The 26,846-nt window shown below is 63.4% G+C and carries 25 protein-coding genes; 10 read left to right on the forward strand and 15 right to left on the reverse strand.

Going from position 1 to position 26,846, the window contains the following annotated elements; translation table 11 throughout:
- Positions 1 to 220: 220 nt before the first annotated feature.
- Positions 221 to 1,120: a GNAT family N-acetyltransferase gene (locus tag NUH19_RS04875; RefSeq protein WP_262315431.1), complete on the reverse strand. Its 900-nt coding sequence runs from the start codon at positions 1,118 to 1,120 to the stop codon at positions 221 to 223.
- Positions 1,121 to 1,209: 89 nt separating this feature from the next.
- On the opposite strand from NUH19_RS04875, the gene NUH19_RS04880 reads away from it, so the two are divergent.
- The gene (locus tag NUH19_RS04880) at positions 1,210 to 1,770 is read left to right on the forward strand and encodes a class I SAM-dependent methyltransferase (protein WP_262315432.1); all 561 of its coding nucleotides are present in this window, start codon (positions 1,210 to 1,212) and stop codon (positions 1,768 to 1,770) included.
- A 480-nt stretch (positions 1,771 to 2,250) separates the two neighbouring features.
- Here NUH19_RS04880 and NUH19_RS04885 read toward each other — a convergent pair whose 3' ends face one another.
- Complete coding sequence (locus tag NUH19_RS04885) at positions 2,251 to 2,997, reverse strand: TIGR02452 family protein (protein ID WP_262315433.1); 747 nt, start codon at positions 2,995 to 2,997, stop codon at positions 2,251 to 2,253.
- Between the two features lie 99 nt (positions 2,998 to 3,096).
- Between NUH19_RS04885 and NUH19_RS04890 the strand changes: the two genes are divergently transcribed.
- A complete protein-coding gene (locus NUH19_RS04890; protein WP_338085534.1) occupies positions 3,097 to 4,467 on the forward strand; it encodes a hemolysin family protein in 1,371 nt (456 codons plus the stop codon).
- A 155-nt stretch (positions 4,468 to 4,622) separates the two neighbouring features.
- Here NUH19_RS04890 and NUH19_RS04895 read toward each other — a convergent pair whose 3' ends face one another.
- The 3 genes from NUH19_RS04895 to NUH19_RS04905 are packed head-to-tail and all read right to left on the reverse strand — an operon-like array spanning position 4,623 to position 6,309.
- On the reverse strand, positions 4,623 to 4,955 hold the full coding sequence (locus NUH19_RS04895; protein ID WP_262315434.1) for a DUF1648 domain-containing protein: 333 nt from the start codon (positions 4,953 to 4,955) through the stop codon (positions 4,623 to 4,625).
- A 2-nt stretch (positions 4,956 to 4,957) separates the two neighbouring features.
- Positions 4,958 to 5,932 carry a DUF5808 domain-containing protein gene (locus NUH19_RS04900; RefSeq protein ID WP_262315435.1) on the reverse strand — a complete coding sequence of 325 codons (975 nt, stop codon included), beginning with the start codon at positions 5,930 to 5,932 and terminating at the stop codon, positions 4,958 to 4,960.
- Positions 5,932 to 6,309 carry a GntR family transcriptional regulator gene (locus NUH19_RS04905; protein ID WP_262315436.1) on the reverse strand — a complete coding sequence of 126 codons (378 nt, stop codon included), beginning with the start codon at positions 6,307 to 6,309 and terminating at the stop codon, positions 5,932 to 5,934. Before NUH19_RS04905 ends, NUH19_RS04900 begins: the two co-directional genes overlap by 1 nt.
- A 128-nt stretch (positions 6,310 to 6,437) precedes the next feature.
- Between NUH19_RS04905 and NUH19_RS04910 the strand changes: the two genes are divergently transcribed.
- The 5 genes from NUH19_RS04910 to NUH19_RS04930 all read left to right on the forward strand — a co-directional run bounded on the left by NUH19_RS04910 (position 6,438) and on the right by NUH19_RS04930 (position 11,528).
- Positions 6,438 to 6,950, forward strand: a complete 513-nt coding sequence (locus NUH19_RS04910) for a 2'-5' RNA ligase family protein (RefSeq protein ID WP_262315437.1) — start codon at positions 6,438 to 6,440, stop codon at positions 6,948 to 6,950.
- Positions 6,951 to 7,262: 312 nt separating this feature from the next.
- Entirely contained in the window at positions 7,263 to 8,726 is a 1,464-nt protein-coding gene (locus tag NUH19_RS04915) for an MDR family MFS transporter (protein ID WP_262315438.1), read from the forward strand.
- Positions 8,723 to 9,205, forward strand: coding sequence for a DUF4811 domain-containing protein (locus NUH19_RS04920; protein ID WP_262315439.1), 483 nt, complete (start codon positions 8,723 to 8,725; stop codon positions 9,203 to 9,205). Before NUH19_RS04915 ends, NUH19_RS04920 begins: the two co-directional genes overlap by 4 nt.
- 159 nt (positions 9,206 to 9,364) lie before the next feature.
- A complete protein-coding gene (locus NUH19_RS04925; RefSeq protein WP_262315440.1) occupies positions 9,365 to 9,724 on the forward strand; it encodes a PadR family transcriptional regulator in 360 nt (119 codons plus the stop codon).
- Positions 9,699 to 11,528 (forward strand): DUF4097 domain-containing protein, encoded by a 1,830-nt coding sequence (locus NUH19_RS04930; RefSeq protein WP_262315441.1) that lies wholly within the window; start codon positions 9,699 to 9,701, stop codon positions 11,526 to 11,528. Before NUH19_RS04925 ends, NUH19_RS04930 begins: the two co-directional genes overlap by 26 nt.
- Before the next feature lie 97 nt (positions 11,529 to 11,625).
- Here the strand turns inward: NUH19_RS04930 and NUH19_RS04935 are convergent, their stop codons facing one another.
- From NUH19_RS04935 to NUH19_RS04965, 7 genes are all read right to left on the reverse strand, one after another.
- Positions 11,626 to 11,883, reverse strand: a complete 258-nt coding sequence (locus NUH19_RS04935) for a hypothetical protein (protein WP_262315442.1) — start codon at positions 11,881 to 11,883, stop codon at positions 11,626 to 11,628.
- Between the two features lie 129 nt (positions 11,884 to 12,012).
- On the reverse strand, positions 12,013 to 12,696 hold the full coding sequence (locus NUH19_RS04940; RefSeq protein WP_262315443.1) for an ABC transporter ATP-binding protein: 684 nt from the start codon (positions 12,694 to 12,696) through the stop codon (positions 12,013 to 12,015).
- 9 nt (positions 12,697 to 12,705) lie between these two features.
- Entirely contained in the window at positions 12,706 to 14,184 is a 1,479-nt protein-coding gene (locus tag NUH19_RS04945; protein WP_262315444.1) for an ABC transporter permease, read from the reverse strand.
- A gap of 380 nt (positions 14,185 to 14,564) precedes the next feature.
- Positions 14,565 to 14,756, reverse strand: coding sequence for a DUF6440 family protein (locus tag NUH19_RS04950; RefSeq protein WP_262315445.1), 192 nt, complete (start codon positions 14,754 to 14,756; stop codon positions 14,565 to 14,567).
- A complete protein-coding gene (locus NUH19_RS04955) occupies positions 14,756 to 16,534 on the reverse strand; it encodes a helix-turn-helix domain-containing protein (RefSeq protein WP_262315446.1) in 1,779 nt (592 codons plus the stop codon). The genes NUH19_RS04950 and NUH19_RS04955 overlap by 1 nt, the downstream gene beginning before the upstream one ends.
- A gap of 124 nt (positions 16,535 to 16,658) precedes the next feature.
- Positions 16,659 to 18,461, reverse strand: a complete 1,803-nt coding sequence (locus NUH19_RS04960) for an FtsX-like permease family protein (RefSeq protein WP_262315447.1) — start codon at positions 18,459 to 18,461, stop codon at positions 16,659 to 16,661.
- A gap of 9 nt (positions 18,462 to 18,470) precedes the next feature.
- Positions 18,471 to 19,229 (reverse strand): ABC transporter ATP-binding protein, encoded by a 759-nt coding sequence (locus NUH19_RS04965; RefSeq protein WP_262315448.1) that lies wholly within the window; start codon positions 19,227 to 19,229, stop codon positions 18,471 to 18,473.
- Positions 19,230 to 19,555: 326 nt separating this feature from the next.
- On the opposite strand from NUH19_RS04965, the gene NUH19_RS04970 reads away from it, so the two are divergent.
- From NUH19_RS04970 to NUH19_RS04980, 3 genes are all read left to right on the forward strand, one after another.
- Positions 19,556 to 21,145, forward strand: coding sequence for an APC family permease (locus NUH19_RS04970; RefSeq protein ID WP_420844669.1), 1,590 nt, complete (start codon positions 19,556 to 19,558; stop codon positions 21,143 to 21,145).
- 141 nt (positions 21,146 to 21,286) lie between these two features.
- Positions 21,287 to 22,591 carry a D-serine ammonia-lyase gene (locus tag NUH19_RS04975; protein WP_262315450.1) on the forward strand — a complete coding sequence of 435 codons (1,305 nt, stop codon included), beginning with the start codon at positions 21,287 to 21,289 and terminating at the stop codon, positions 22,589 to 22,591.
- A gap of 202 nt (positions 22,592 to 22,793) precedes the next feature.
- Entirely contained in the window at positions 22,794 to 24,443 is a 1,650-nt protein-coding gene (locus NUH19_RS04980) for an APC family permease (RefSeq protein WP_262315451.1), read from the forward strand.
- 72 nt (positions 24,444 to 24,515) lie between these two features.
- Here NUH19_RS04980 and NUH19_RS04985 read toward each other — a convergent pair whose 3' ends face one another.
- The 3 genes from NUH19_RS04985 to NUH19_RS04995 all read right to left on the reverse strand — a co-directional run bounded on the left by NUH19_RS04985 (position 24,516) and on the right by NUH19_RS04995 (position 26,812).
- Positions 24,516 to 24,758 (reverse strand): YdeI/OmpD-associated family protein, encoded by a 243-nt coding sequence (locus tag NUH19_RS04985; RefSeq protein WP_262315452.1) that lies wholly within the window; start codon positions 24,756 to 24,758, stop codon positions 24,516 to 24,518.
- Between the two features lie 187 nt (positions 24,759 to 24,945).
- On the reverse strand, positions 24,946 to 25,671 hold the full coding sequence (locus NUH19_RS04990) for a hypothetical protein (protein WP_262315453.1): 726 nt from the start codon (positions 25,669 to 25,671) through the stop codon (positions 24,946 to 24,948).
- A 16-nt stretch (positions 25,672 to 25,687) separates the two neighbouring features.
- Entirely contained in the window at positions 25,688 to 26,812 is a 1,125-nt protein-coding gene (locus NUH19_RS04995) for an AI-2E family transporter (RefSeq protein WP_262315454.1), read from the reverse strand.
- Between the last annotated feature and the right edge of the window lie 34 nt (positions 26,813 to 26,846).

Raw genomic sequence — 26,846 nt, forward strand, 5'->3', positions numbered from 1 at the left:
CTACTAATTTAGCGGTATCGTAGTGAAAATGCAATCAAATAATCTGTTTTTATTAAGTTTGTTATCCAGCCTTCACAGAAAAGTCACAATCGGCCGTTTACATTTGACAAACAGGTGTCAAAACAGTGATTGGTCTGATGCGCTTGGGGCGTTCGCCGTGCCGGCGACCCGAAGCGCCGCCGCAACGGTATAGACAGAACCGCTTTCATCCCCCGTTCCGCTAGTTCGCGCCGGCAGGGAGTCGCCACCGCTTGCCGGTCGGCACCAGGTACCACACCGTGGCCTCGGTGACAAAACCGGCCTTGGCGTAGGCCCGACACGCCGCCGGGTTGTCGGCTTCGACCCCCAACCGCACCGGCCCGGTCGCGCTGAGCCGGTGCAACAGGGCCGCGACGAAGCGGGTCCCCAGCCCCTGGTTGCGGCGAGCGGCGGCGATGAACACCCCGAACAGGTAGGCGTAGCCCAGCCCATCATCGACCGCGGCGTAACCGATCGGTCGCCCGGCCTCAATCAGCAGGTAGGCCGCACTGGTCTTCCCCCGCAGCGTCTGGGTCAGATACAAGGTGGCCGAGTCACCATCTTCGGGAAAGGCGGCTTCGTAAAGCGGCAACACCGCGTCAATGTCGGCTGCGGTCATCGCGCGGACGCTCAGGCCGCCGGCCAGCGCGTGGCCGCTGCCTCGCGGTGCCACCAGCTGGTACTCGGCGGGGTCGCCGTTCAAGGCCAGCTGGGCCTGGGTGAGAAAGCCCGGCGCCGCCTGCAGCCAACTTGCCTCGCACAAGAACTCGTATTCGGTGTAGCCGAAGGCCCGAAGCACCGCCGCCGCGGCCTGCCACAGCGCCGTGGCGACCCCGCGCCGGCGCCAGCCCGGCGCCACGTACAAGGCGACATCGACGCTGCCGCCCGGCGCCTCATCGGCGTAAAGCGTCGCGTAGCCGATCAAAGCCGCCCGATCCCAGGCCATGAAGAAGGCCGGCATCGTGCGGTCGTAATTGAACTGGTTGTCCAGGTACGGGGCCCGCTTCAGCTGGTCGTGTTCCTGCACCTGCGCGGTCAGCGCCGCAGCCGCCTGACGCTGGCTCGGCGTCAGTACCGCCGCTTGCGTGATTGTAAACATCATATCCGCCTCCCAGGTTTTCGCTCATTCTATCACACTTATCGACTACTTCCCGCGGCTTCGCTATAATGAACCTGAAAGGTCGTGACGGATTGGATACGAATTACCCGAAAATGCGCGAACCCAAGGGGCCGCTGCCAACCAGCACCGGCTCGCTTCAGCCGAGCTGGCAGGCGCTGGCCAAAAAGGTGCCGAAGCTGGCCGGCCAGCGGGTGCTGGCCATCCACGCCGGCGACGGCTGGTTTTGCCGCTACGCCGTGAACCACGGCGCCATCGCGGTGCTGGGCGTCGACTCAAACGCCGGTGCCATCAGCGCCGCCCGGGCGGTGGCCAGCTCCGATCGGCTGCGCTACCGCATCATGCCAGACGAGCGGCTGGGCATGCTGACCGGGCCCTACGACGTGATTGTCGGCACCTTTGATCTGCAGCGCGATGACCTCCACGCCATGACCCAGCAGCTGGCCGACCTGCTGCGCCCGGGTGGCCACCTGATTGCCGCCGTGGCGACGCAGCCCGAAAGCGCCACGACCATCGAGATCAAGGACCTCTTCAGCGCCCGGCTGACCATCGAGCAGCTCTTTCAGGTCAGCGCCGCCAAGCTGGTGCCAAGCGCCGGCGTTCACCTGATTTTGTGCAGCCGCGTTCGCGGCTGATGGCGGCCACCGCAACGGCGCCTGCCACTCCACACCGGGAGTAGCAGGCGCCGTTGTGCGGTCTCAAGGCACACTAAGGGGTACCGCGAGTCACCTCGCAGTACCCCGGTCGAGATTGAATTGAGGAACCAACCCACCCGGCGGGCAGACTGCCCCGCCAGGCGAACAAAGCCGATTCAGTTGGTTGAACGCACGGGGGTGGAACTGGCAGCTGCGACTCCCTGGAATCAAACCAGTTAAGCTGTTTTCTTTTACGCGAATTTCTTCGTCGCTAGACACTCACGCCGCGGACGTGGTCGACATAGGTCGACGTTCATCAGATGAGGATGATGTTCATCGCAAACTGCCATCAGCTGCGCCGCCGGCCGTGCCAGCCGCCAGGCGCTGTGGAATTCTACGCAGATAGAATAACACCGCTTGGCCAAAAATACCATTACGCCAGTGTAAAGGTTAGGTAAATTTTGTGTAAATAAATAACGTTCAGTCGATACTGGTCCCAAGCGCCGCGGCGAAGGCCTGCCGGCGGTCCCCGGCCCGGTCGAACACCGCAAACTCGACCGCGTCAAAGGCGCCGTGAAACTCCGGCCGCCGCAGCGCCGTCCCAAACAGCCGCCCGACCTGTGCGATGGGATTGGCGAAGACCCCGGTGCCGAATGCCCCGAGAATCAGGTAAGTGGCGCCTTGCTGCTTGAAGGCGCGAAGCGTCTGCAGGATTTTGAAGGCCAGGTCCGGCTCGGTGTCGCGCTCGGATAATCCGGGATACGCGGCGCGGTTGGGGGCGGCGACGGTCACCACGTCGACAAAATGCGCCGACAGCGGCCGCCCCGCCGCGTCAAAGCACTGCCGGCAGCGGGCGGTGTAGATCAAGGTCGCACTGAACAGGCCGCCGTTGGGAGCGGCGCGGTTGGCCGCGTAGTACGTCTGGTCAAACTCGCGCAGGGCCGGCAGCAGGTAGGTGGCCTTGGCGATGCTTTCCTCCTGGGCCCGGGCCCCCAGCTCGACACCGCCGCCCGGGCGCGTTGGGCTGGCGAAGTTCATCACGCCGATGTGCCCCGAGGCGGCCGCCATCGCCGCCACCACGTCTTGACCGGTGACGCACCACGCCGGCGGCTGTTTCCCCCTGGCCGGCGTCTCGGGCAGCGCCGCCTCGATCAGCCAGCTGCGCGGCCGCTGTGAATCCGTGCGGTACCTCGCAAGCGTCGCCTCAAGCATTGCAATCTGGTCCATTCGCTCACCTCCTGCCTTCATTATACGCCGCCGTACCGCTGGGCGGCGCTGAGTGCTATACTTAGTGCAAATACACTTTTGAAATGAGGAATTGCTGTTATGGCTAGTGGCCAAGTCGCCTCTAATCTACTGGTGATGGTGATCACCTTCCTGTTCGCCGCGTTTTTTGTGGCAAGCGAATTCGCCCTGGTGCAAAGTCGCCCGAGTGCCTTGGAGGAAATGCTCGAAAAAGGCATGGGCAACCGCGCCAAAATCAAACGCGCCTTGCGCATGGTCCACAATCTGAATGAGTACCTGTCGACCACCCAAGTCGGGGTGTCGGTCGCCGGCATCATCTTGGGCTGGATTGGGGAGGCCACGGTGGAGTTTCTGCTGGTCGACCTGCTCAAGATCACGCACGTCCAGCTGCCGGGTGGTGGCCTGCACGTCTTCGGCGCCGTGGCCGGGGTCTTGATTCTGACCTACCTGGAGGTCGTGCTGACCGAAATCGTGCCGAAGAACATCGCGATTGATTTTCCAATCAAAGCCTTGATGTTCGTGGTCACCCCGCTGCACTATTTTCACATCGCCTTCTTCCCCTTCGTCTGGCTGCTGAACCACAGCGCCACCGGCCTAGTGCGGCTGATGGGCATGAAGCCGGCCGATGAAGGCAACGAGGCCTTCACCCAGGCCGAGATTTTGAACCTGAGCAAGGCCGCCGTCACCACCGGCGAGATGGACCAAAACGACGTCACCTACATGCAACGCGCCTTTGACCTGAACGATAAGACGGCGCATGACATCATGGTCGACCGCACCAGCCTCGAGGTCGTGGACATCACCGCGACGGTCAAGGAGGTGCTGCGCGACTACCTGACCGAGGGCTACTCGCGCTTCCCGGTGGTCGCAGACGGCGACAAGGACAAGGTGCTGGGCTACGTCTACATCTACGACCTAGTCAAGCAGGCGCAAGTCGACTCAAGCATCCGCGTCTCCAAGCTGCTTCGCGCGATTGTCACCGTGCCTGAAGTCACACCGATCCACAACATTTTGCAGCAGATGATCCAAAAGCAGACCCCAATCGTGGTGGTCGTCGACGAGTACGGCGGCACCTCCGGCATCGTCACCGACAAGGACATCTACGAGGAGCTGTTCGGCACCGTCAAGGACGAAATCGACGACGTCTCAGACGAGTACATCATCAAGACGGACCAGCCGGACGTCTTCCGCGTGTCGGGCAAAACCACCCTGTACGACTTCGAGCGCTACTTCCGCACCAACCTCAAGGCCTTCCAGGAATCGGACATCGTCACCATCGCCGGGTTTTTGATGGAGGACTACCCGGACCTCAAGCTCCACGACTCGGTTCAAATCGACCGCTACACCTTCACGGTCACCGAGTTCGCCCGGGGCTTTGCCAACTGGTTTGAGGTCACCGTCGGCCCGGCCATCGTCGCAAGCGACCCGGACGAGGAAGAAGAACCAAAGTAACCCGACGCCAAAGCCGCCTGTCACCCCACTTCTGGGGCATGACAGGCGGCTTTTGTTTGGTCTTGTTGCGGAACCGCGCGATCGGCCGTCACGAGAAGGTCGACTGGGGGCTGATGAGGGGCTGTTCTAGATCCGCGTCGCCGGTATCACGGTGGTCACAGCCAGCCGCATTGGCTCAGCTGCTGCAAGGCCAGTGCGACGGTTGCCGCGCCGACCAGCGCGATGAGCCGCCACTCACCGACCAACGGCCCGAAGTCCGAGCCGAGACCGGCGCGGCGGCGCCGGGTGGCGGCCACCCAGTCACAGGCCAGGGCCAGTACCGCCACCACCGCCGGTTCCAGTAACAGCCCCCAGCGCGGCCCAAAGCTGTCCGGCCCATGGGCGCCGAAGTGCATCACAATCGTGGCCGGTGCCACTGCCATCAACAGCGCGGTTGCCGCAAGCGACGCCACCGCAAGCCCCCACAGCCACATCCGCAATTGTCGCATATTTACCCCTCCGCCTGAATCGCCACGACCACAATCACCCCGGCGAGTACCAAGGTACCAATCAGAAACACCCACGCCGCCGGCCGGGCCATGTTCAGCGTCAGGCCGACGCCCAGCCGTTTTTCCACGAACACCGCCGAATCCTGTGGGGCGTAGTAGAAAAGGCCCAGCACCCAATGCGCATTGTCGTCTCGCACTGGACCTTGCACTGGCCCCTGCGTGTGGCGCAACCAGGCCCCAATCAACCCGCCGAGCAGCAGTGCGGCCGCCACGGTGTAGGCGATCAAAAGCGCGGTCGCCTGCCGTGGCCACGCCACGCTGGCCCAACCGTAACCCTGGGTCAAAAGGCCCATGCTCAGCGCAAACCCCAAAAGCGCGTTGCGCGACTGCACCGCCAGCGCCGTGCCCCGCGGCCCCTGGCGAACGCTGGCGCCGGCGAACCGGGCGCCAAGGTAGCTTGCGCCGCTGACCACGCCAACGGCGAGGTTGGCTGCCGCGGCCACCGCCGACTGACTGAAAAGCCACGGGGCGACGATCAGTGGCACCAACGCCAAGGCGCCCCACCAAGGAAGCGGCCGCGCGTGAGCCAGCGTCGTCAGGTCGACGGTCAGCCGCTGCGTGTCTGGTAACCCGGCGGCCACGCGCAAGGCCTGGGCCTGGCGGAAACCGCGAACCAAAAGGGCAAAGGCCGCGGCCAGGTCGGCCACACAGCCGCCGAGTAGCGACCAGGTCAGCCCCAGCGGCGTCCCCACCCGCCAATTGACGGCCGCGGCTGCGCCCCAGACCACCGCCGACACAACGGTCACCGCGATTGCGAACTGGGTGCGAATGGCCCGCGCCCCTGCGTCTTGCCTCAGGTCACGGGTCCCAAACGCAACGCCGAACAAGGTGTTGGGCCGCGACAGCCAAGGCGCCGACACCACGCTCCCCCACAGAATCACCGCCACCGCACCAAAGACCCATCCTGCCGCTTGCATCACTGCGCCTCCTTGCCGTACAGGTCATCGATCAGCGCCGCCAGCTGACCGCGGGTGACCCGTCGTACCCGGGCCTCTTGAATCAACGCGGTCAGCTGTGGAAGGGCTGCCCGGCGAAATTGGTCATCGGCCGCCGGCAGCGTGTCGGCCACCACCGCCCCCAAACCGCGGCGCATCGCCACGAACCCTTCGTCTTCGAGCTGGCGGTAAGCCTTGTTGACGGTGTGCAAATTGATGCCCAACGCCGCGCTCAAGGCGCGAATCGATGGCAGCGGATCGCCCGGTGCCAGTTGCCCTGCGGCGATGCCCCCAATCACCGCGTTGCGAATCTGGGTATAAATGGGAATGTTGCTGTCAAAATCCACGGTCAGTTCCATCGTTGCCTCCGCCTACTGTTATACGCATGGCATAACACCCGGGTGACCCAATTGCAATCCCAACTTGTGCGGCCAATGGCGTATAATAGGCGTAATTTCGGATGGGCGACATTGCGCCGGAGGTACCCATGCAACGTTCCGTTTTGATTTTTCCCGCACTCACCAGCCTTGACGCCGTCACCGCGGTGCGGCGCCGCTACGACCCGCTGGTCGAAAACATTCGGCCGCATGTCTCGCTGGTATTTCCCTTTGACTCGCCAGCACCGGATTCGAGCATCGTAGCGGCAGTGGCGGCGGCCGCGGCCACCACGCCGGCCTTCACGGTCGCCTTCGATCGGCTCGGCGGCGACTGGGTCAACGGCTACTTCTGGTTGGCGGCTGGCGCCGGGGCCGCGACCCTGACCACGCTGCACGACCGGCTGTACCGAACCCCGCTGTTTCGCGACTTCCTGCGGTCGGACCTCCCCTACCGGCCGCACATCACCCTCGGCAAGGTCGCCCCGGCCGCGGCTGCCGGTATTGCGGCCGGCCTGCACGTCGCCGACCTGGCCAGCACCTCTTGGGTGACGGCCATCGCCTGCGAGCGCATCTTGCCCAACGGCGACTCCGATGTCTTCGCCACGCTGCCGCTCGCTCGGTGACGCCGCGGCTATTTCCCGGGAAATATGGGTGGTGGGACGGCCACCAGGACTTTCAGAAAACGTGCCGGGCATATTTCACCGATGGAATTTTCACGGCCGCAAGCCGCGTGAATGAAAGCCCCAGCCGTAAAAGCATGTGACATCCCGTCATTTTACACGTGCATTATTTGTAAGCAAAGACTACAATAGTTATTTGTAGACCAATTCATCGGCGCAATGCCTCAACTCCGGTCGCTTCTGGCGGCCAATTTTTATGCTCACTTGCGCCGCACTTTTCACCGATAACCGCATGAAAGGACTGATTACCTCAATATGTCACAATCTCAACCCACCGACGTCAACGGCAAGCCGTACAACCGTGGCCTGATGGTGGCAACGCTCCTGATCGGGACGTTCACCACGTTTTTGACCCAGACGATTCTGACCACCGCGTTTCCGACCCTGATGCATGATTTTCACATCAACGCCAGTGCCGTGCAGTGGCTGACCACCGGCTTCATGCTGGTGATGGGCATCATGATTCCCGTCTCCGCCTGGCTGCTCAGCAAGTTCAACGTCAAGCACCTGTACCTCACCGCCATCGGCATTTTCTTTTTGGGGACGCTGATTTCGCGCTTCGCCCCGAGTTTTCCGGTGCTGTTAACCGGGCGGCTGACCCAGGCGGTCGGCGTCGGCATGTCCGCACCGACCTTCCAGACCGTCATGTACTCGATTTTCCCGCCTGAAAAGCGCGGCAGCGCGATGGGCCTGGCCGGCATCGTCATCGGGCTGGCCCCGGCGGTCGGCCCGACCCTGTCCGGTTGGGTCCTGCTGAACCACTCCTGGCGAGCCTTGTTCTCCGTCATCCTGCCGATCGCCGGGCTGGTTTGGCTTTTGGCCTGCTACTCGATGCGCAAGGTGTTGCCCACCACCAACCCCAAAATCGACCTGCTCAGCGTCGTCGAGTCGACGCTCGGCTTCGGGTCGCTGCTGTATGGCTTCTCCACCGTCGGCGACCGCGGCTGGTTCGACCCCATCGTGCTGGCCACCCTGGCCCTTGGGATCATCTTCGTCGCCTTGTTCGTCCACCGTCAGCTGCACCTCGACAAGCCATTGCTTGAGCTGCGCGTGTTCACCAGCTCCGAGTTCACGCTGAGCGTGATTCTCACCGCCGTGGCCTTCATGTCGATGGTCGGCGTCGAGATGGTGCTGCCGATGTACATCCAGACCATCCGCGGCGAATCCGCCTTCCACTCCGGCCTAATTCTCCTGCCCGGCGCCATCATGATGGGGATCATGAGCCCGATCACCGGGAACATTTTCGACCGCATCGGCGCCAAGCGCCTGGCCCAAACCGGGCTGTTCCTGCTGTTGGTCGGCACGTTCCCGCTGATCACGCTGACCGCCGAGACGCCGATCCTGTTCGTCACCGTCATCTACACGGTGCGGATGTTCGGCATCACCATGGTCACCATGCCGGTCACCACGGCCGGGATGAACGCCTTGCCGGCCAACCTGATCAACCACGGCACCGCGGTCAACAACACGATTCGCCAGGTCGCCGCGTCGATTGGGACCGCAATCTTGGTGTCGGTGCTGTCGACCGTCACCAGCAGCAACGCCCCGGCCGCGGCCCTGCGCCTGACCGCACCGCTGCGCTACCTGACCCAAACCGCCGACGCGACGGTGGCCGGCTACCGCGCGGCCTTCGTGGTCTCGCTGATTTTCGCGGCGCTTGGGTTCGCCCTGAGCTTCCGCCTCAAAAACGACGCGCTGGATGGAGGTGACCGCGCATGATTCTCGTCATTATGGCCCTGTCTGCCATCGCCTACTTCTTCGTCGCGGTCCTGGCCCCGGCCGGCCGCGGCCGCCGCATCGGCATGTGGAGCCTGGCCGCCTTGCTGATTCTCTCTGCGGCCGGCATCGCCGCCAACGACAGCGTTCGCTTCGGCCTGACCACCGTCACCGTCACCAAGCGCGAACCGCTGGTCGGCACCAAAACGGCCAAGGTTCTGGTGACCAAGAACCGGGCCAAGGCGCCGGTCGTGCTGTACCGCACCAACCCGCTGCAGCACAAGGTCCTGACCGCCGCCAGCGGCACGACCACCACGGTCGCCATCAAGACTGGCACCAAGGCGACGGTGACCACTACCGATCGCCAGCTGCGCTACCGCAACGGCTGGGCCGCCTTCCTCTTCGCCTGGAGCGGCCAAAACGGCTACCGCCTGCACCGCACCGTGACCTTCACCGTGCCGGATGACTGGCAAATCAACTGATTACACCTGATTCGCGCCGCCCTCGCAGATTCTGCGTCGGCGGCGTTTTTTAGTTATTTTTTGCGTTAAGTACTACTCTCTACAAAGTAGTTGTGCTATAGTCAGGCCAGCGGGTCGAAAGACCTGCGACGAACCGGCACAACCGGTGGGAGGTGCAGTGTGGAATTATCCAAGGACATGGTGCGAGGCTACCTCAGCGCAATTGTCTTGAACGTCCTGGTGCAGGGTGAAAGCTACGGCTACCAGGTCACCAAGGACGTGAAGGCCTTGAGCGGCGGCGCCTACACGATTAACGAAGCGACGCTATACACCGTTTTTAAGCGGCTGGAAAAGGCCGGCGCAATCAGCAGCCACTGGGGCGACGAGAGCCAAGGTGGCCGGCGCAAGTACTACGCCATCACGGCGGATGGGCTTGAGCAGCTGGCACGAGAACGGGCGAACTGGCAGCTGGCGCGAGCCACGCTGGACGCCCTGATTAATGGAGGACTCATCGATGACCACGAAGCATACACAAATTGACGACCTGCTCGAGCGGGTCTTTGGACAATACGAGGCCACGGCCGAAAGCCGCGAACTGCGAGAGGAAATCGCCAGCAACCTGAGCGACGCGGCCGACGACCTGATCGCCGCCGGTTCCGAACCGGCGACCGCGGTGACGCAGGCCTTCGCAGACTTCGGGTCGATTGAGGACCTGCTGGCCGAGCTCGGGGTTCAGCGGCTTGCTGCCGCGCCGCGCGGCAACCTGGCGCCAACCGTGCCACCGGCCGCCCCGGCGGCGGCCGGTCCCGCGACCCCGGTGGCTCCCCCGACCCCGGCGGCTCCCGAGACCGCAGCGATGCCGGGCAGCCCGGATGCGACCCAAACGCCAGGCATTCCCGACGTTCCTGATCTCCCCGATCTTTCAGGCAGCCCAGACATTCCGGCCGCCCCGCAGGCCCCGGACGTCGACATCGCGGCGATTCGCCAGGCGGCCCACGTCGCCGCGGCCAAGGCGGTTCAAGCCGCCAAGCTCGCCCAGGCCCCGGAGCTGGACGCGATTCGCCAGGCGGCCAAGAACCAGGCTAAGGCGGCCGCAGCGGCCGGCCGCGCCAGCGCGGCGCATGCTAGGAACCAGGCCAAGGCCGCGGCTCACGACGCCAAGCATGAGGCGACGCTCGCCGCGCGTCACGAGACGGCCCAACCGGCCCGAACCAACACGATTCGCGTCTCGCTGGCCGACGTGACCGCCATTGCGCTCAACTACGCCGATGACCCGATTATCATTCGCGCCACCGAAGAAGCGGTGCTGACCATCACCGAGGAATTCGGCAAGAACGACCCGGCCCTGGACGGCCACTACGATCTGCAAAACGGCGTCTGGACCCTGACGCACGGCAAGCGCCCGCGCCACGAGTTTCGCATGCTGATCAACGGCCAGCGCCTGGGCTTTTGGTCGCAGATCACCGTCGCCGTGCCGACCAGCTTCACCGGCGCCTTGCAGGTGACCAGCAGCGCCGACATCGAGGCCGCGGGGCTCCACGGGCTGCCGCTTCGCCTGACGACGGCCAACGGCGACGTCACCACCACCGACTTGTTCGTGCCGACGCTTGCCATCGCGTCTCAAAACGGCGACGTCGCCTTCACGCAAGTCAAAACCGGCGGCCTGACCGCCCGTTCGGCCAACGGTGACCTCGCCTTGCACAGCGTGATGGCGCAAAGCCTGCGCCTCACCACGGCCGACGGCGACATCAGCGCCAGTGCCGTCACCGTGGCGACGGCCGCCGCCCTCACCACCAGTGCCGGCGACTTGACGCTGCAGACGCTGCGAGCCGGCAGCCTGGACCTGCAAAGCGGTGACGGTGACGTCGCGCTGCAAGACGCCGGGGTGGCCGGCGCCATCACGGCCGCAAGCAATGCCGGCGAACTGGACCTGGGGCCACTGACCACCGCGGCCTTGACCGCCAAAACCGCAGATGGTGACGTCGCGTTGACCGCCGTCACCGCCCCGGCCCTAACCGTCCAAACCGACGCCGGCGACATCCGCGCCTCCGCGGTGACCGGGGGCAGCTTCACCACCGCCGATGGCGATCTGACCCTCGACGCCTCAACCCTGCGCGAGGACCTTCACGCCGTCACCAACGCCGGCGACGTGACCGTGCGGCTCGCGCCAACCGCCAGTTTCACCTTCGCGTTAGCCACTGGCGATGGTCACATCCACCAGCCAAGCGGCGCGACCAACACCCGCCACAAGCACCACCACAAGGACGGCCAGGTCGGGGCGCAGCCGACCGCGACGCTGACGGTGCAAACCGCCGACGGTGACATCGCGATTCACAACGCCTAGCAGGCGCCGCGCCGCAATCCGCCGGCACAATTTAAAAAGGCTACCGCCTCCCCCAACGATTGGGGAACGCGGTAGCCTTTTTGCAGCAACCAGTGGTCTAGCGAGCGAAGCGCGGCGCCTGCTTGCGCAGCACCAGGTCCTTGGCCAAAAGTCCGATGGCCACGATGGTCAAGATCAGCACCAGCCACCACTTGTAGTTGTGCGGGTTGGGGCTGAGGTCCATGGCCAGCAGACCCAACAGGACGAACACGTCTCGGGCGAAGAGTTCCTTTCTGGCGTTCGGGCGTGTGAACAGCCAGTAGCTGGCGCCGATCAGCACCAACACGGCCAATACCAAAATGAGTTTACTGATCATATCGAGTCCCTCCAGGCGACCGCGATGCGGCCTAGTAGTCTCAGTGTACCACGATCACCGCTTCGGTTCGACGGCATTTTTCGGGCGATGAGTTGTCGCGACCCGGTGAGCGCCCTCGGCTGGGTTCCATCACGCCGGCACGGCCGGCTGCGGCTGCTTCTCCCAGGTGAAGGTGCGATGCGCCAGGCGCAACACGCCGTCGCACTGCGCGGCCACCGCCGCCTCGTGGGTGACGATGATCACGCACTTGCCGGCCTCGTGGGCGATCTGGTTGAACAACGCGATCACCTCCGTCGTGTTGTCCTCGTCGAGGTTGCCGGTCGGCTCGTCTGCGACCACCAGCGGGGCGTCGCAGACCATGGTTCGCGCAATGGCGACGCGCTGCTGCTGGCCGCCGGAGAGCTTCTGAACGTTTTTGGTCATCTGCTCGTCGGTCAGGCCCAGCTTCGTCAGCATGCCCTTAGCATAGGCCTTGTCACCCTTGTGCTTGGCCTTGGTGATCGCCATGGCGGTCATCAGGTTCTCAAGCGCCGACATGTAGGTGAACAGGTTGTAGGCCTGAAAAACAATGGCGACCTGGCTTTGCCGGTAGTTGGTCAGCCCGTGCTTTTTGATATCTTGGTCGTCGATCAGAATGCGCCCGGCCTTGGGGGTGTCAAGCCCCGCCAGAAGTGAGACCATCGTGGTTTTGCCGGAGCCCGACTGACCGACGATGGCGTAGCTGTGGCCGGCCGCGAAGGCGAGGTTGACGTCCTTGAACAGGTACTGGTCGCGATCGTTGTACCAGTACGTGAGGTTTTCGGTTTTAAGCATAGCTTCCTCCTATCCGATCAGAATGCGCTTGGGGTTCAGGCGCAAGATGCCGCCGGCGCCGGCCAGAATCGCGATCAAAATGATGGCGAGCCCGAGGCCAAACAGGATGGCCACGCTCTTGAAGGTGACCTTGGTGGCAAGCTTGGCCTGCTTGGCCTGCGCCTTTTGCTGGCTGGCCTGCCCCGGCATCCCGCTCGGCGCCCCGGTGCGGCTGCCGCCTTGGGTGCCGCCCGGGCCGCCTTGGCCGCCCGGCATGCCACCGAGCTGGCTGGTGCTGCTGGTCGTGGTCTGGGCGCTTGAGACGACTTGGGCCGCCAGCTTGTCGCCGACGAATTGCCCACCGGCGCTGGCGATGCCGACGCCGACCAGGAGAATCACGAACAGCTCGACGAAGAACTGGGCGATCACCTTGGCACGTTTTTCACCCAGGCTCAGCAGAATGCCGATTTCAAAGCGGCGCTCGCGAATCATCAAGACCACAATCAGGGCCAAGATGATGGTGCCGGCGATGGCGACTAGCCAGACAATCTTGTCTGCGAAGCTGGTCACCGAGCTCATCGATTGCCGTACCATCTGGTAGGACTGGTCATCGGCGGTCAGGCTGAACTTGCTGGAGATCAGCTTGGTCGCGGCCTTTTTGACGCTGGCGACCTTGCTTGGCGTCGTCACCGTGAAGACCACGGAGTCGGCGGTGTCCTTGTACTTGGTACCCTTGAGCGTGTTGGCGAAGGTGTAGCTGGTGAAAATGGTGTTGGACGGGTCGCCGCCACCCATCATCCCACCGCCCATCGTGGTGCTGGCGGTCGACTTGGCCTTGTAAATGCCGACCACCTTGAGCTTGTACGTCTTGGTCTTGGCGGCGTTCTTGATGGTGATGGTGTCGCCGACTTTGAGGTCATTTTCGGTTGCCAGCTCGCTTTTGATCACCACGTTGTTGGTGTTCTTGTCGCTGGCGGTCAACCCGCGGCCCTTCTTGATCACGTAGGTCTTGTCGCTGAAGTTGGCGTTACTTGCGGTGCTTGAAACGCCGCTGACGGTGATGTCGCCGGTGCTTGCACCACCCTTGCCACCCATCGGCCCGGTCATCTGGCCGGAGCTTGTGGTGATGGCGTCGAAGCTCTTGGCGTTGGCCGACGTCGATACGGCCACGCTGTAACTCTCAACGCCGGTCAGCTGCGCAATCTTTTCGGCCGTGCTCAGCTTGACCGGGGACATGCTCAGGCTGGGCTTGCCGCTTGGCTTGGCCGGCTGACCGTCGCTTGACGCCGCGCTTTCCCGCATTTTCTTGAACGCCGCCTCGCGGTTGGCGCTCAACGTCAGCGTCGCCCCGATGCTGTCCTTGGCATTTTCGGTGGCCTGGTTGGCCGCGCTCTTGATCAGCAGGCCGGCCATCACGAATAACATAATGGCACTTGTCACAAGGATCAGTAGTGCGGTCCGGCCCTTCTTCGCGATCAGGTTCAACCACGCGCGTTTGGCAAAATTCATTGTGTCGCCTCCATTACGAAGGCGACCGGGGCCGCCTTCAAGTCTCGTCAACGAATGACTAGCTTCAAGTTACCGACCAAACATGGTGAATTTATGAACAAAATGCGGCTAAAGTCGGTTGCGGAAGGGAAGAAAGTGAGAGGGCGGCGCCGGGCGGTTAGCCGACCGGCCAGCGTGAGGCGAGGCGTTGGGCCCGACCTTGGCCCGGCGGCTTACCTTAGCTGGACGCGGCGGCGATGCCGGGCAGAGTCCGTTTGAGAGGGCGGCGCCGGGCGACCGCGCGGGACGGGCGGCCTAACCACGCCAAAAAACACCGCGTCGCTTCGCAACCAACTGCGAAGCGACCCGGTGTCTTCGGCGCAAAAACCAACGGCCTTCAGTTAATCCAGCGGCCCATCGTACAACAGCGGCTTGCCATCGGCGCCGACCAGCACGGTCATGCCGCCGCCGCTGCCGACGGTCATGACCACGTACTGCACCCGCGTCTCGCGGTCGACCAAGACCTCTGCAACGTGAGCCCAGCCAACGGGTGCCTTTGCCACCACCACAAAGCGCGATTCCTTGTTTGCCATTATGCCTGCCTCCTGGCCTTCAGCCAATCCATTGTGACGCCGTTGCTCGCCCAGGTGTCCTTGAGCTCGGGCAACAGCCCCGCGACCCCGACGACCGCCATGTGAGCGGCGAAGTCCTGAACCGCCGCCTGGGTCGCGGCGGTCGGCTCGATCAACCAGGCGATCACCCGCCGATTGAAGTGGTAGTCGATGACGGCGTATTCCAGCTGGTCGGCCAGCTGGATGTGCGGGTCGGCCGCCAGCAGTGCCGGCAGCTGGCCGCGGTCGTCCTCGGCCACGCGAAACATCAAGTTCATCACCGCGCCGATTCCCAGCAGCCGCGGCATGTAGCCGGCGGCCGGCCCCAGCGCCGCCCCTAGGTGCTTGGCCAAGGCCACGCACTGCGCCGCGGAAAACCAGCTGCCGGTCAGCGCCACCAGCCACAGCTCGCTTGCGTGGTATGGCGTGACCGTAACCAGCCGGCTGAACAGCTGCGCCTGATCGGCCGGCGTCGGCCGCAGCGGGTCCCCTGCCGGAATCGCGGTGTCGGCCGAGCCGACCAATGCCGACAGCTGGGCTCGCCACAAAGGCCAGGGCAGCACGTCCTTGTAGGTGGTCGCAAAATCCTGCACAATCTGGCGGATGGCGGCCGGCGCCGCGTTTTGCTCCCACGCGGCCACCATGGCACCGCTGGCCGTGACCATCGGCTGATGGGTCGGGTACCAGCGACTGAAGTTGGTACTCAGCTGCGCCAGCTTACCCAACAGCGCAAACACCCGCGACAGCCCCAGCTGCGTCTGGCCGCGTTCGAAGCGCCGCGTGGTCGAGGCCGCCCACCCCACACTGACCGCCTGCGCGGTCAGGTGCAGCTGCTGGCGCCGCAGCAGCGCCCACTCGCCGGGCCGGGTGGGCCAAACATCCTGCAGCGGCGCGACCACCAAGTCGTGGTTGTGGTGCGGCACCGCCGCCGCGACCCGCCACCACACGCGGCGCAGGTAGCTCGCCATCGCCGGCTCGTCGATCGCGTCCAGGCTGGCCAAAAACGCCTCGAGCTCGCCGGTTTCGGCGGTACCGCTTTGCCACGCCGCAAGCATCAGCCCGAAGCGCCACCGCGGCAGCGGCCCGAACAACACGCGAGCAAAACGCGAGTCGTGCGTGGCGGCCTCAACCGTCGGCACCATTTCGGCAATTAGCGCGGCGTCCCCGGTCGCCAGCCCGGCGAAAAACAGCGCCGCCACAATCAGGTGAAAATTGGTGACCTTGGGGAACGCCACCGCCTGGCTCCGCCGCCACAGCAGGCCGATGAGCTCCGGGCTGGCCGGCCCGATCAAGGCGCTGCACAGCGTCAGCTCGAAATCGTGCCAGGTTCGCGGCGCCGTCATCAGGTCGGCAATCTGCTGTTCCTGCTGGGCCGTCAGCGCAAAGTCCGGCCTCATCCAGTTGGCCGCCGCGTCGCAGTATGCCGTGATCAGGGCCGTGGCCGCATCGGCCTCGCCGTCATGGGCGGTCAGGTACCGCGCCTTGGCCTGGATAATGGCCTCGCGCTGGTTGGTGAAAATCAGCGGCAACAGCGCCGGCACCTGCCCAGGGTCTTGGGCCATCAAGGCGGCCAAATCCGCGGTTTCGATGCCCAGCCGCCGCATCAGCGTGAAGGCCGAGGCCAACGCGATGTCGGTTTCACCGCGCTCAAAGCGCAACAGGGTCGCGGCCGACCAGTCGCCGGCCGCCTGCTCCAGCGTCAGCCCCTGGGTGAGCCGCGCCGCCTTGAAGAACTGTCCCAACTGTCGCGTCCCCATCATCAATCCCTCCTCGTTGCCCACATTATCCCGCCGGGCCAAGCCGCTGGCAAGTGGTGCCGGACGATTGGCCGCACCGCGGCACTCAAAAAGGCGCCGGCGCAAACGTCGCGCCAGCGCCGAGCCGCTAGGCGGCCAGGTCCTTTTTGATCACAATGCTTTCGTACAGCCACACGGTCAGGCCGTAGTAGATGGCGTAAAGCACCAGGAAAATTCCGAATGGCAGCCACAGGCCGCGGTACGGGTGCTGCAGCAGGCCGTTGAACATCTGAAGGCCAAACAGCACATGCACCATGCCCAGTCCCGCCGGAAAGGCGAACAACGCGCCGATTTCCTGCCGCACGGACTTTTTCAAGAGCCCCTGCCGCACCCCGATTTTTTGGAGCATCAGGTAGCGAGAGGCGTCAAAGCTCGCACCGCTCAAAATCTTGAACATCAAGGTCGACGCGAGCATCGCCAGAAACGCCAGGCCGAGGAAGAAGCCCATGAACGCCAGGCCGCCGAACATGCTGTTGATCAGCGCGTAGGTGACGAACTTCTGCCCGGACTGATCCGCGCTTTCGATCTTGTAGCGCCTGTTTTGCGCCGTCAGCAAGGCGTCGATGCGGTCGTAGTTGGCGCCGATGTCTTGCAGCTGGTAGGCCACCACCGTGCGGGTCGAACCGGCGAGCTTGGCAAAGGCGGTCTGAGACACCACCTTGAAGACTTCCTCGCCCGGCAGCTTGAACGCCTGCAGCTGGCTGTAGCCCTCGTCTTGGTACTTCGCGAAGTTTTGGCCGGTCACCTTTTGTTGACGCAGCTTGCCCGGACCGCGGTACAACACCAGGTCAAGCGGCTTGGCGTCAAGCTCCGCGGCGTTCAGGTAGACGGTTTTGCCGACCACCCGCTCCTGGTACGTGACCCGCTTGGCCACGCCGGTCAGCTTGGCCGCCGCTCGCTTGGCCTCGGCGTTCGGGGCCATCAACACCAGGTCGTACTTGCCCTGCTGGCTCGCCATTTCGGGGATCGCGTCCTTGAAGCCCAACCCCACGGTGATGGCGCCCAGCGCCAGGGCGAACAGCATTGCGACGACGGCCAAAATCTTGGTGTAGTCGCGAATGCGGAAGGTTAGCTGCCCCAGCGTGAAGGTGTGCAGCTCACGGGCGGCGAAGCGCCGGTTGCGCCGCAGCAGCCCGATGGCCCAGACCAACAGCGCGTTGAACAGGAAGTAGGTCCCCAGCACGATGGTGACCAGGGCGATGCCGATGGCCGGCACCCCGATGGCCATCAGCTGCCCCATGATCCAGTAGCCGATGGCCAGCAAAATCACGGCCAAGACGGCCTGAAGCGCCAGCACCCAGCCCTTTTGCTGGATGCGGTTGGGCAAAGTCGTCGCGTGAAGCAGGTTCAGCACCGGCGTCTTCAAAAGCCGCGCCGCGTTGACGAAGGCCGCAATCACGAACATCCCCAGGAAAAAGACCAGTGTGGCGCCAATCGCCGGCAGCCAAAGCACGGCAAAATGGGTCGCCGGGGCGTGAAGCATCCCCAAAAACACCGTACCGGCCACGGCGGTCAGCCCCATGCCGACCACCATGCCGACCACGGCGGCGGCCAGGCCGACCGCGACGGTTTCAAGAAAGATCAGCTGCGCGATTTTGCCCGACTTGGCGCCGAGCATCATGAACATCGCGTAGTCGCGCTGGCGCATGCTCATCAAGAAGGTGTTGGCGTAGACGATGTACACCGTGGTGATGATCACCAAAAGCACGGTGCCGAAGCCGAAGATGATCGGCGTGGCGCTGATTGGGGAGTTGCTGGCCAAGAAGGCCTTGTTGGTCGCCATGGTCATGAACATGTAGAACACGGCGCTTGCAATCACCAGCCCGGAGAACAGGACCGCGTAATCGCGGAAACGGGCGCGAATGCCGCCCAGTGCAAGTTTGCGTAACATAGGCCCCTCCTACTTCTGGAACGTGCCGAGCGTCGTCAGGATCTCCTGGTAAAAGGCCTCCTGAGTCTTGCCGGCGTGGCGCAGCTCGGTGCCGACCTGCCCGTCTTTGATGAACAGGATGCGGCTGGCGTAGTTCGCCGAAAACGGGTCGTGGGTCACCAAGAGGATCGACACGCCCTGCTTTTGGTTGAGCTGCTGCATCGTGTCCAGGAGGTCCCGGGCCGACTGGGAGTCCAAGGCCCCGGTCGGCTCGTCGCCAAACAGGATGGCGGGTTCTTGAACTAGGGCCCGGGCGGCGGCGACGCGCTGCTTTTGGCCGCCGGACAGCTCCGTCGGGTAGTGATCGAGCACCGCGGCGATGCCCAAGGTCGTTGCGATTTTGGCGACGGCGGCCTGCTGCGCCTTGGCGCTGGCGTTTTGCAGCGCCATCGGCAGGGCGATGTTCTCTCTGGCGGTCAGGTTCTCCAACAGGTTAAAGTCCTGGAAGATGAAGCCGACCTGCTTGGCGCGAAAGTCGCTCAGGCGGTTGCCACGCAGCTTGGTGACGTCTTGGCCGTTGATCGCGACGTGGCCCGACGTCGGCCGGTCCAACGTCGACAAAATGTTGAGCAGCGTGGTTTTGCCCGAGCCGCTGGCCCCCATGATGCCGACGAATTCGCCGGGTTGCACGTCGAAGGTCACGCCTTTGAGGGCCTGGTATTGCTTTTCATTGGCCTTGCCGTATGTCTTGGTCACGCCGTCGACGGCGACCACTGGTTGAGTCTGCATGTTTTGTGCCTCCATTATTTGTCTGTGAGTCCATCTTAACCCAGCTCGCGCCACCATGCGCGAACAAGTGGCTTACACCTTTGTCACCGCCAAATCGGCCCCGGGACCGATGTTTTTTTCATCCGACGGCCAAAACTTTCTGCAAATACCTTTCGCTTCGACGAATTTTCTTATAGAATAATCACCGTTACACTTGGAGGTCGCCATGTTCCGAAACAAGGCTCCGGGCCGGTGAGCGTCGCCTGTCGCTCACCGCTTGTAAGGGGATAAAATTGAAAACAGATTCAGAACAGCCGCGCTACATTCCGTGGTTCATCATCGGCTTGATGGACTTCGTCACCGTGATCGGCTTCGATGACATTATTTATAACTTCCGCAACCAGGGGCTGGTCGCCCTGTTCACCTGGGTGCTCATGACCTTTTTCTACGTCATTCCGTACAACCTGATTGTCGCGCATCTGGGGTCGACCTTCTCTGAGGAAGGCGGCGGCATCACCAGCTGGATGCGCCAGACCAACGGCGACACCGTCGGCTACTTCGCCGGGTGGTTCTATTGGATCACCGAGCTGCCCTACGTCGTTGACGTCGCCAACTCCGTGATCATCAGTGCCGGCTGGCTGCTGTTTGGCAACGGCCACATCCAAAGCCACGTCGGCAACGCCTGGTTCGGCATTTTGTCGGCCGTCGTGTTCGTCGCCTTCATCTGGCTGGAGCACCTGTTCAAGAACAAGTCGCTGGAGGTGATGTCCACCATCGGCGGCATCGCGATGTTTGGCATGACGGTGCTGTTCGTCATCATGACCTTCGTCGGCCTGAGCCAGGGCCGGCCAATCGCAACGCACCCGTTCAACTGGCACGCCTTCATGCCCAAGCACTTCTTCTCCCTGTCCTTCTTGTCGACGTTCGGCCTGTTCGTCTTTGCGATGAACGGCGCGGAGCTTGCGGCGCCTTACACCAAGAACATGAAGAACCCCGCCAAGGACTTCCCCAAGGCGCTGAAAATGATCGCGATCATGACGATGTTTCTCACGCTGTTCGGCACGTTCTCCTTGGGGGTCTACTTCAACGCCAACGACCTGCCGCACGACCTGAAAATGAACGGGAACTACTACGCCTTTCAGCTGATCGGCCACCAGTTCGGGGTCGGTAACCTGCTCTTGTACATCTTCACCGCCACGCAGCTGATGTACGACTTGGCGCAGCTGGCGATTCTTTTGGACGCGTCGACGCGCATCTTCCTATCTGATACCAACAAGAAGTTCCTGCCGCGCCAGTTGACCAAGATGAACGCCGATGGGCTGCCGATCAACGGCTACTGGCTGACCACCGCAATCTGCGGCACCATCATGGCCCTGGGTGGCCTGCTGCCGCGCATCAACGACATTTTCAACTGGCTTTTGGACCTCAACGGCATCGTCAGCCCATTTGCCACCTGCTTCCTGTTTTGGGCATTCATGGGCGCAAGGCGGCACTCCGACCGCTTCCCGACGCCGGATTACACCTACATCAAGTCCGATAAGCTCGGCTTTCTCGTCGGACTGTGGATGTTTACCGTCACCTTCGCGCTAGCGGTGCTCGGGTTCTTCCCGACCGACGCCAACGCGCGGACCTTCACGCTGATGCTGATCTTGAACATCGCCGTGCCGGTGGGGATGATCATCCTGGGCTTCACGATGCCGTGGCTGGCCAAGCGCCAGCAAAACCACGGCGTCGCCTTCGGCCGGACCGCCTGGTGGGTGATCACCGCCGCCTTGGCCGTCGGGGTGGTGGCCGCCGTCGCTTACGGCGTCTTCATTCGCCTGCTGCCGCACAGCGGTGCCTTGGCCCAATGGGGGCTGACCGTTGTCCTGATCGCCGCCGGCCTGGCGCTGGTCGCCGGCGTGACCAAGCACGGTCGACTCGGGGTTCAGGCGTAACCAACGCTTAGGCCCTCGGGCTTGCCTGCTGACTTCAAAAGTTTTATGATATTGCAGACAGAAATAAAGTTCCCCGCCAGACTAGTGGTGGCCGCAGCAATTGCGACCACCACTTTTTTTCGCGAGGCAGGAGGAGACGACATGAATCTCGAGCAACTGATCCAAACCGCCCCGGTGGTGGCCGACCTGGCCGCGCAGCGCGAAACCCTATGGGTCAACCCCGACTACGGCAAGCCCGATCCGACGCTTGCGCTGACGGCGGCCGACCTGTTCGACGCCGAAGCGCGGCTGCACCGCTTCGCCCCGTACATGGCCAAGGCCTTCCCGGAAACCGCGGCGGCTGGGGGCATCCTAGAATCACCGCTGCGCCGCATCGCCGCGATGCAGGCTCACGTGACCGCTCGCGAGGGGTATGCCCTGCCCGGCGCCTTGTACCTCAAGGCCGACAACGAGCTGCCGATTTCCGGCTCCATCAAGTCGCGCGGCGGCATCTACGAGGTCCTCAAAATCGCCGAGCAAGTGGCGATGCAGCACGGCGACTTGGTCTACGGCGACGACTACGCCAAGCTCGCCGACCCCGCCTTCACGGCCCTGTTCGGCCGCTACGGCATCGCCGTGGGGTCGACCGGCAACCTCGGTCTGTCGATCGGCATCGTGGCCGCCAAGCTGGGCTTTCGCACCACGGTCCACATGTCCCAAGACGCCAAGCAGTGGAAAAAGACGCTGCTGCGCCAAGTCGGCGTCACGGTGGTCGAGTACCCGGGCAGCTTCACCAAGGCGATCACCGCCGGCCGCAAGCTGGCGGCGGCCGACCCCCGCACCTTTTTCATCGACGACGAAGGCTCCAAGGACCTGTTTTTGGGCTACGGCGTCGCGGCCATCCGCCTGCAAAAGCAGCTGCGCGACCAGCACATCCCAGTCGACGCGGACCACCCGCTGTTCGTCTACCTGCCGGCCGGGGTCGGTGGCTCGCCCGGCGGCACGACCTTTGGCCTCAAGACGATTCTTGGGCCGCACGTCCACGCGGTTTTCGCCGAACCGACGCACGTCCCTTCCGTCGTGTTGGGCATGGCGACCGGGCTGAACGACGGCATCGCGGTCGAAGACATCGGCCTGGACGGGCTGACCGAGGCCGACGGGCTGGCGGTCGGCCGGCCGTCGCGGCTGGCCGGCAGGGTGCTCAAGACCCTGCTGTGGGGCATCGCGACGTTCGCAGACGACCGCATCATGGCCTACACCGCCGAGATGATGGCGACTGAAAACCAGTTTCTGGAGCCCTCCGCCACCGCCGGCTTCGCGGCCCTGCGCATGGCGCAGCCGGCACTGGGCCGCCAGTTCCCGCTGGCCGCTGCGACACACATCGTCTGGGCCACCGGCGGGATGCTGGTGCCGGCCGCAGAGCACGCGCGTAACCGCCGCATCGGTGAGGCCATCCTGAACCGCTGATTCCGTATTCAAACCCGACCCGGCCGATGCCGGGTCTTTTTGCGTCAGAAATTTTTTCTGAAAAACTGCTTTCGTCGGCCTGCAAACTCGGGTAGAATAGCAAAGGACTTTTTGGACGCTAGGAGGACGACGCGATGACGCGAAACAAGGCACCTTCCAGGCCGGCCGCTGCCTGTTGCACAGCCGCTACTTGGAGGTAACCATGGAACCCGAAACAAAGCAAAAGCAATACATTCCCTGGGTCGTTGTCGGCCTGATGGATTTCGTCACCGTGATCGGTTTCGACGATATTATTTACAACTTCCAGAACCAAGGGCTCGTCGCCGTGACGTCCTGGGTTTTGATGACCATTTTCTATGTCATTCCCTACAACCTAATCGTCGCCCACATGGGGTCGACCTTCTCCGAGCAAGGCGGCGGCATCACAAGCTGGATGCGCCAGGTCAACGGCGACACCGTCGGCTACTACGCCGCGTGGTTCTACTGGATCACCGGGCTGCCTTACGTCGTCGACGTCGCCAACTCGGTGGTCATCAGCTTCGGCTGGATCACCAACGGCAACGGCGATATTCAAAGCCACATGGGCAACGCGTGGTTCGGCGTTTTCACCGCCGTGGTCTTCGTCTTGTTCATCTGGATTCAGCACTTCTTCAAGAACAAGTCGCTTGAGTGGATGTCGACCATCGGCGGCGGCGCGATGTTCATCATGACCGTGCTGTTCGTCGTGATGACCTTCGCCGGCCTGGCGCATGGCAACCCGATTGCCACCCACCCGTTCAAGTTCAGCGCGTTCATGCCCAAGCACTTCTTCTCCTTGTCCTTCCTGTCAACGTTCGGCCTATTCGTCTTTGCGATGAACGGCTCGGAGCTGGCGGCCCCTTACACCGCCGACATGAAGCACCCGGCCAAGGACTTCCCCAAGGCCCTGAAGATGATCGCCATCATGACGATGTTCCTGACGCTGCTCGGCACCTTCTCTTTGGGGGTCTACTTTAACGCCCACCACCTGCCCAACGACCTGAAAATGAACGGCTCCTACTACGCCTTTCAGGCCATCGGTCAGCAATTCGGGATGGGCAACGCCTTGATGTACCTGTTCGCCGTCGTGCAAGGCATCTACATGCTGGCGCAGCTGGCGGTGATCCTCGACGCGTCGACGCGCGTGTTCTTGTCCGACGTCGCCAAGCGCTTCATGCCGCGGCAGCTGACCAAGAAGAACTCCGACGGCCTGCCGATCAACGGCTACTGGCTGACCACCATTCTCTGCGCCGTGATCATGGCGCTGGGCGGGATGCTGCCGAAGATCAACGACATTTTCAACTGGCTGTTGAACCTCAACGGCATCGTGTCGCCGCTGTCGACGATGTTCCTGTTTTGGGCCTACATGATGGTTCGCAAGCACTCGGACCGCTACCCGACCCCGGACTACACCTACATCAAAAACGACAAGCTAGGCTTTGCCGTCGGCACCTGGATGCTGGTGGTCACCTTCCTTTTGGCGGTGCTCGGGTTCTTCCCGACCGACGCCAACGAAGACACCTTCGCCTTGATGCTGACGCTGAACATCCTGGTGCCAATCGGCATGGTCGCCCTGGGCTTTTCCATGCCTTGGATCGCCAAGCGCCAGCAGCGCGGTAACGCCTTTGGCCCCGGCACCTGGTGGGCCATCACCATCGTGGTTGCCTTGGCCCTGCTCGGCCTGGTCGGCTACGGCATGTACACCAACCTGCTGGTTCACCTCGCCAGCGCATTGCGCTGGGTGCTGATCGTGATCGTCGACGGCGCCTTGCTGTGGCTGATCGCCCACTTCACCAAGGACGGCCGCAACGGCGTGGTCAACCAGGACCTGTAGTCCACCACGCCACCACCAAAAAACGTCGCAACCGGTCGGTTGCGACGTTTTTGTGTGATCAAGACCAAGCGGCTACTTGGGCCGCGAATCGTAGGCCCGTTTGGACTTGTAACCGGCGGCGAAGACCTCAAGCATCTTGGCCTGATGAGCCGAGGCGGTGGCCGGGCTGGCCACGCCGAACAAGTACCGGGCCCATTCGCGCTGGTAGCCCGGCGTCAGGGCGTTGAAAAAGGCCTGCGCCTCGGGCTGGTCCGCAAGCATTGCGGCCACCTTGGGAATGTCGGCCTCGTAAGCGGCCAGGGGTTTGTTAGGCATGGGGTTCCTCCTTCGGTGACACGTCGCACGACCGACGCTCACCGTCTGTATTGTGTGCTGTCGCTTAGATCTCAGTAGACGAGCGGCCGTCATGCCACCCCGCGCCCGATCTGGCACCGACCTTGACCCGCCGCCGATCCGGTGCCAAGGCAATCAGTCAGGCGCAAGCGCGAGGCCTGACTTTCGCCTACCGCACCACGGTCCAGTCGTCCAGCGTCCGGCCGGCCGGATCCGCGAACTGCAGCCAGCTGTTGGTGGTGCCAAAGTACAGGAACAAGCCGACCTCGTTGGTGCTTTTGAGCACCACGTCTTCGGTGGTGACGAAGTCCGGGCCGATGGCGGCCTGATGCTCGCCGCGCAGCTGCGCGGCAAACCGGGCGGAAAAGCCCAGGCTGCCGTCGGCGTTCAGGTCGGCCTCGGGCTTGAGCCGCGCCCCGGCGAGCAGGCGCATCTCGTTGCGCCGCTGCCAGTAAACCGTCGCCTGGGTGCCGGCGAAGGTCGTGGTGAACGGCACGGTGGCCACGGCCTTACGCCAGCGGTGCTGGGCCTTGGCCGGCCGCCGCTTCGTCGGGGTCAGCGCCACCCCGAGCAGCGTCAGCACCGGCGTCAGGGCCGCCAGCAGGGCGGCGGCCGGCCGCTCTAGGTTGGCTGGCACCGGCTGCGCCGCGTAGGCCACCTTCGCGCCGGCCTGAGCGGCAATCGCCGCCGCCAGGTAACGCGCCGGCAGGTCCGCCGCCGGTTCGATGATCAGCGTGCGGGTGGCCGCCGCGACCGCGGTGTCGATGCCCAACAGCGTGGCACCTGCCAGATACAGGCTGACGCTGCCCGCAACCGGCGGCTGGGACCCGGCCTGCAGGCGAATGATAGCGTGTTGCGTGGTCACGGTCAGCGGGTCATTTTGCAAAGTTGCCATGGTGTCCTTCCTCCGGTCACTCGCTGAGCGGCCGGCCCTCTTTTTGCCAAGTTGCGTTGCGTATCAGGCGGTAGGCCGTCGCGGCCAGCGGCACCCCGAGCAGCATCCCCAAGATGCCGCCGAGTCCGGAGCCAATGGTAACGGCCGCCAACACCACGATGCCCGGCAGGCCGATGGAGCCGCCGACCACCCGCGGGTAGATCAGGTTGCCCTCAAGCTGCTGCAGCACCACCAGGTAAACCACGAACAACACGGCCTTCAAGGGGCTGACCACGACGATCAAGACGAAGCCGATCGCCCCACCGATGTAGGCGCCGAGCATCGGAATCAGCGCCGTCATGCCGATGAACGCGCCGATCGAGCCGGCGTTGGGGAAGCGAAACAGCAGCATCCCCAGGGTACACAGCGTCCCGAGGATGAAGGCCTCGGTGACCTGCCCGACGATGAAGCGCGAGAACATCAGGTCGGCTTCGTGCAGCAGGTAGTGCAGCTTGGCCATGAACTTGGTCGGCAAAAAGGCGGCGCCGACGCGGTTCAGTCGGCTGCCGATGCCTTCCTTGCCGGCCACCAGGTAGATGGCGAAGGTGAAGGCCAAGATGAAGTTGACCACCCCGGAGAAGACGGAGCCGACCAAAGACAGCGAGCCGGAGAACAGCCCGGACACGCCGGCTGACAGGTACTTGGTGACCTTGGTCTGAATGCTGGTCCAGTCGATGTCGGCGCTTGCCAGCTTCTTGGTCAAGGCCGTCGCCTGATCGGACTTGGTCAGCCAGTCGTTGAGCTTGGTCAAGGTCTCGGGCAGACTGGTGAAAAAACCGTCAAGCGCCGCGATGAACTGCGGCACCACCAGGCGCAACACGCCGGCCAAAATCACCACCGTCAGCACAATGGCGGCCACGATGGCGGCCGGCCGCCGCAGTTTCTGGGCGGCCTTGGCCTTAGCGTGGGGCCAAAACACCTTTTCCAGCCGCACCACGATCAGGTTCATGCAGTAGGCCAAAGCTGCGCCGATCACCAGCGGCGTCAACACGCTCAACAAGGTTTTGAGCCCCGCCCAAAGCTGGGCCGGATACAAGATGACAAGCAGAAACACCGCCGCCCCCACGGCAAGGTGCAGAACTTGGGAACGGGAAATTTTCATAAGGAGCTCCTTCAATTAGATTAACGCCATTATA

Origin of the sequence: Lacticaseibacillus parakribbianus (genome assembly GCF_025490915.1) — a bacterium.
Taxonomy (GTDB): Bacteria; Bacillota; Bacilli; order Lactobacillales; family Lactobacillaceae; genus Lacticaseibacillus; species Lacticaseibacillus parakribbianus.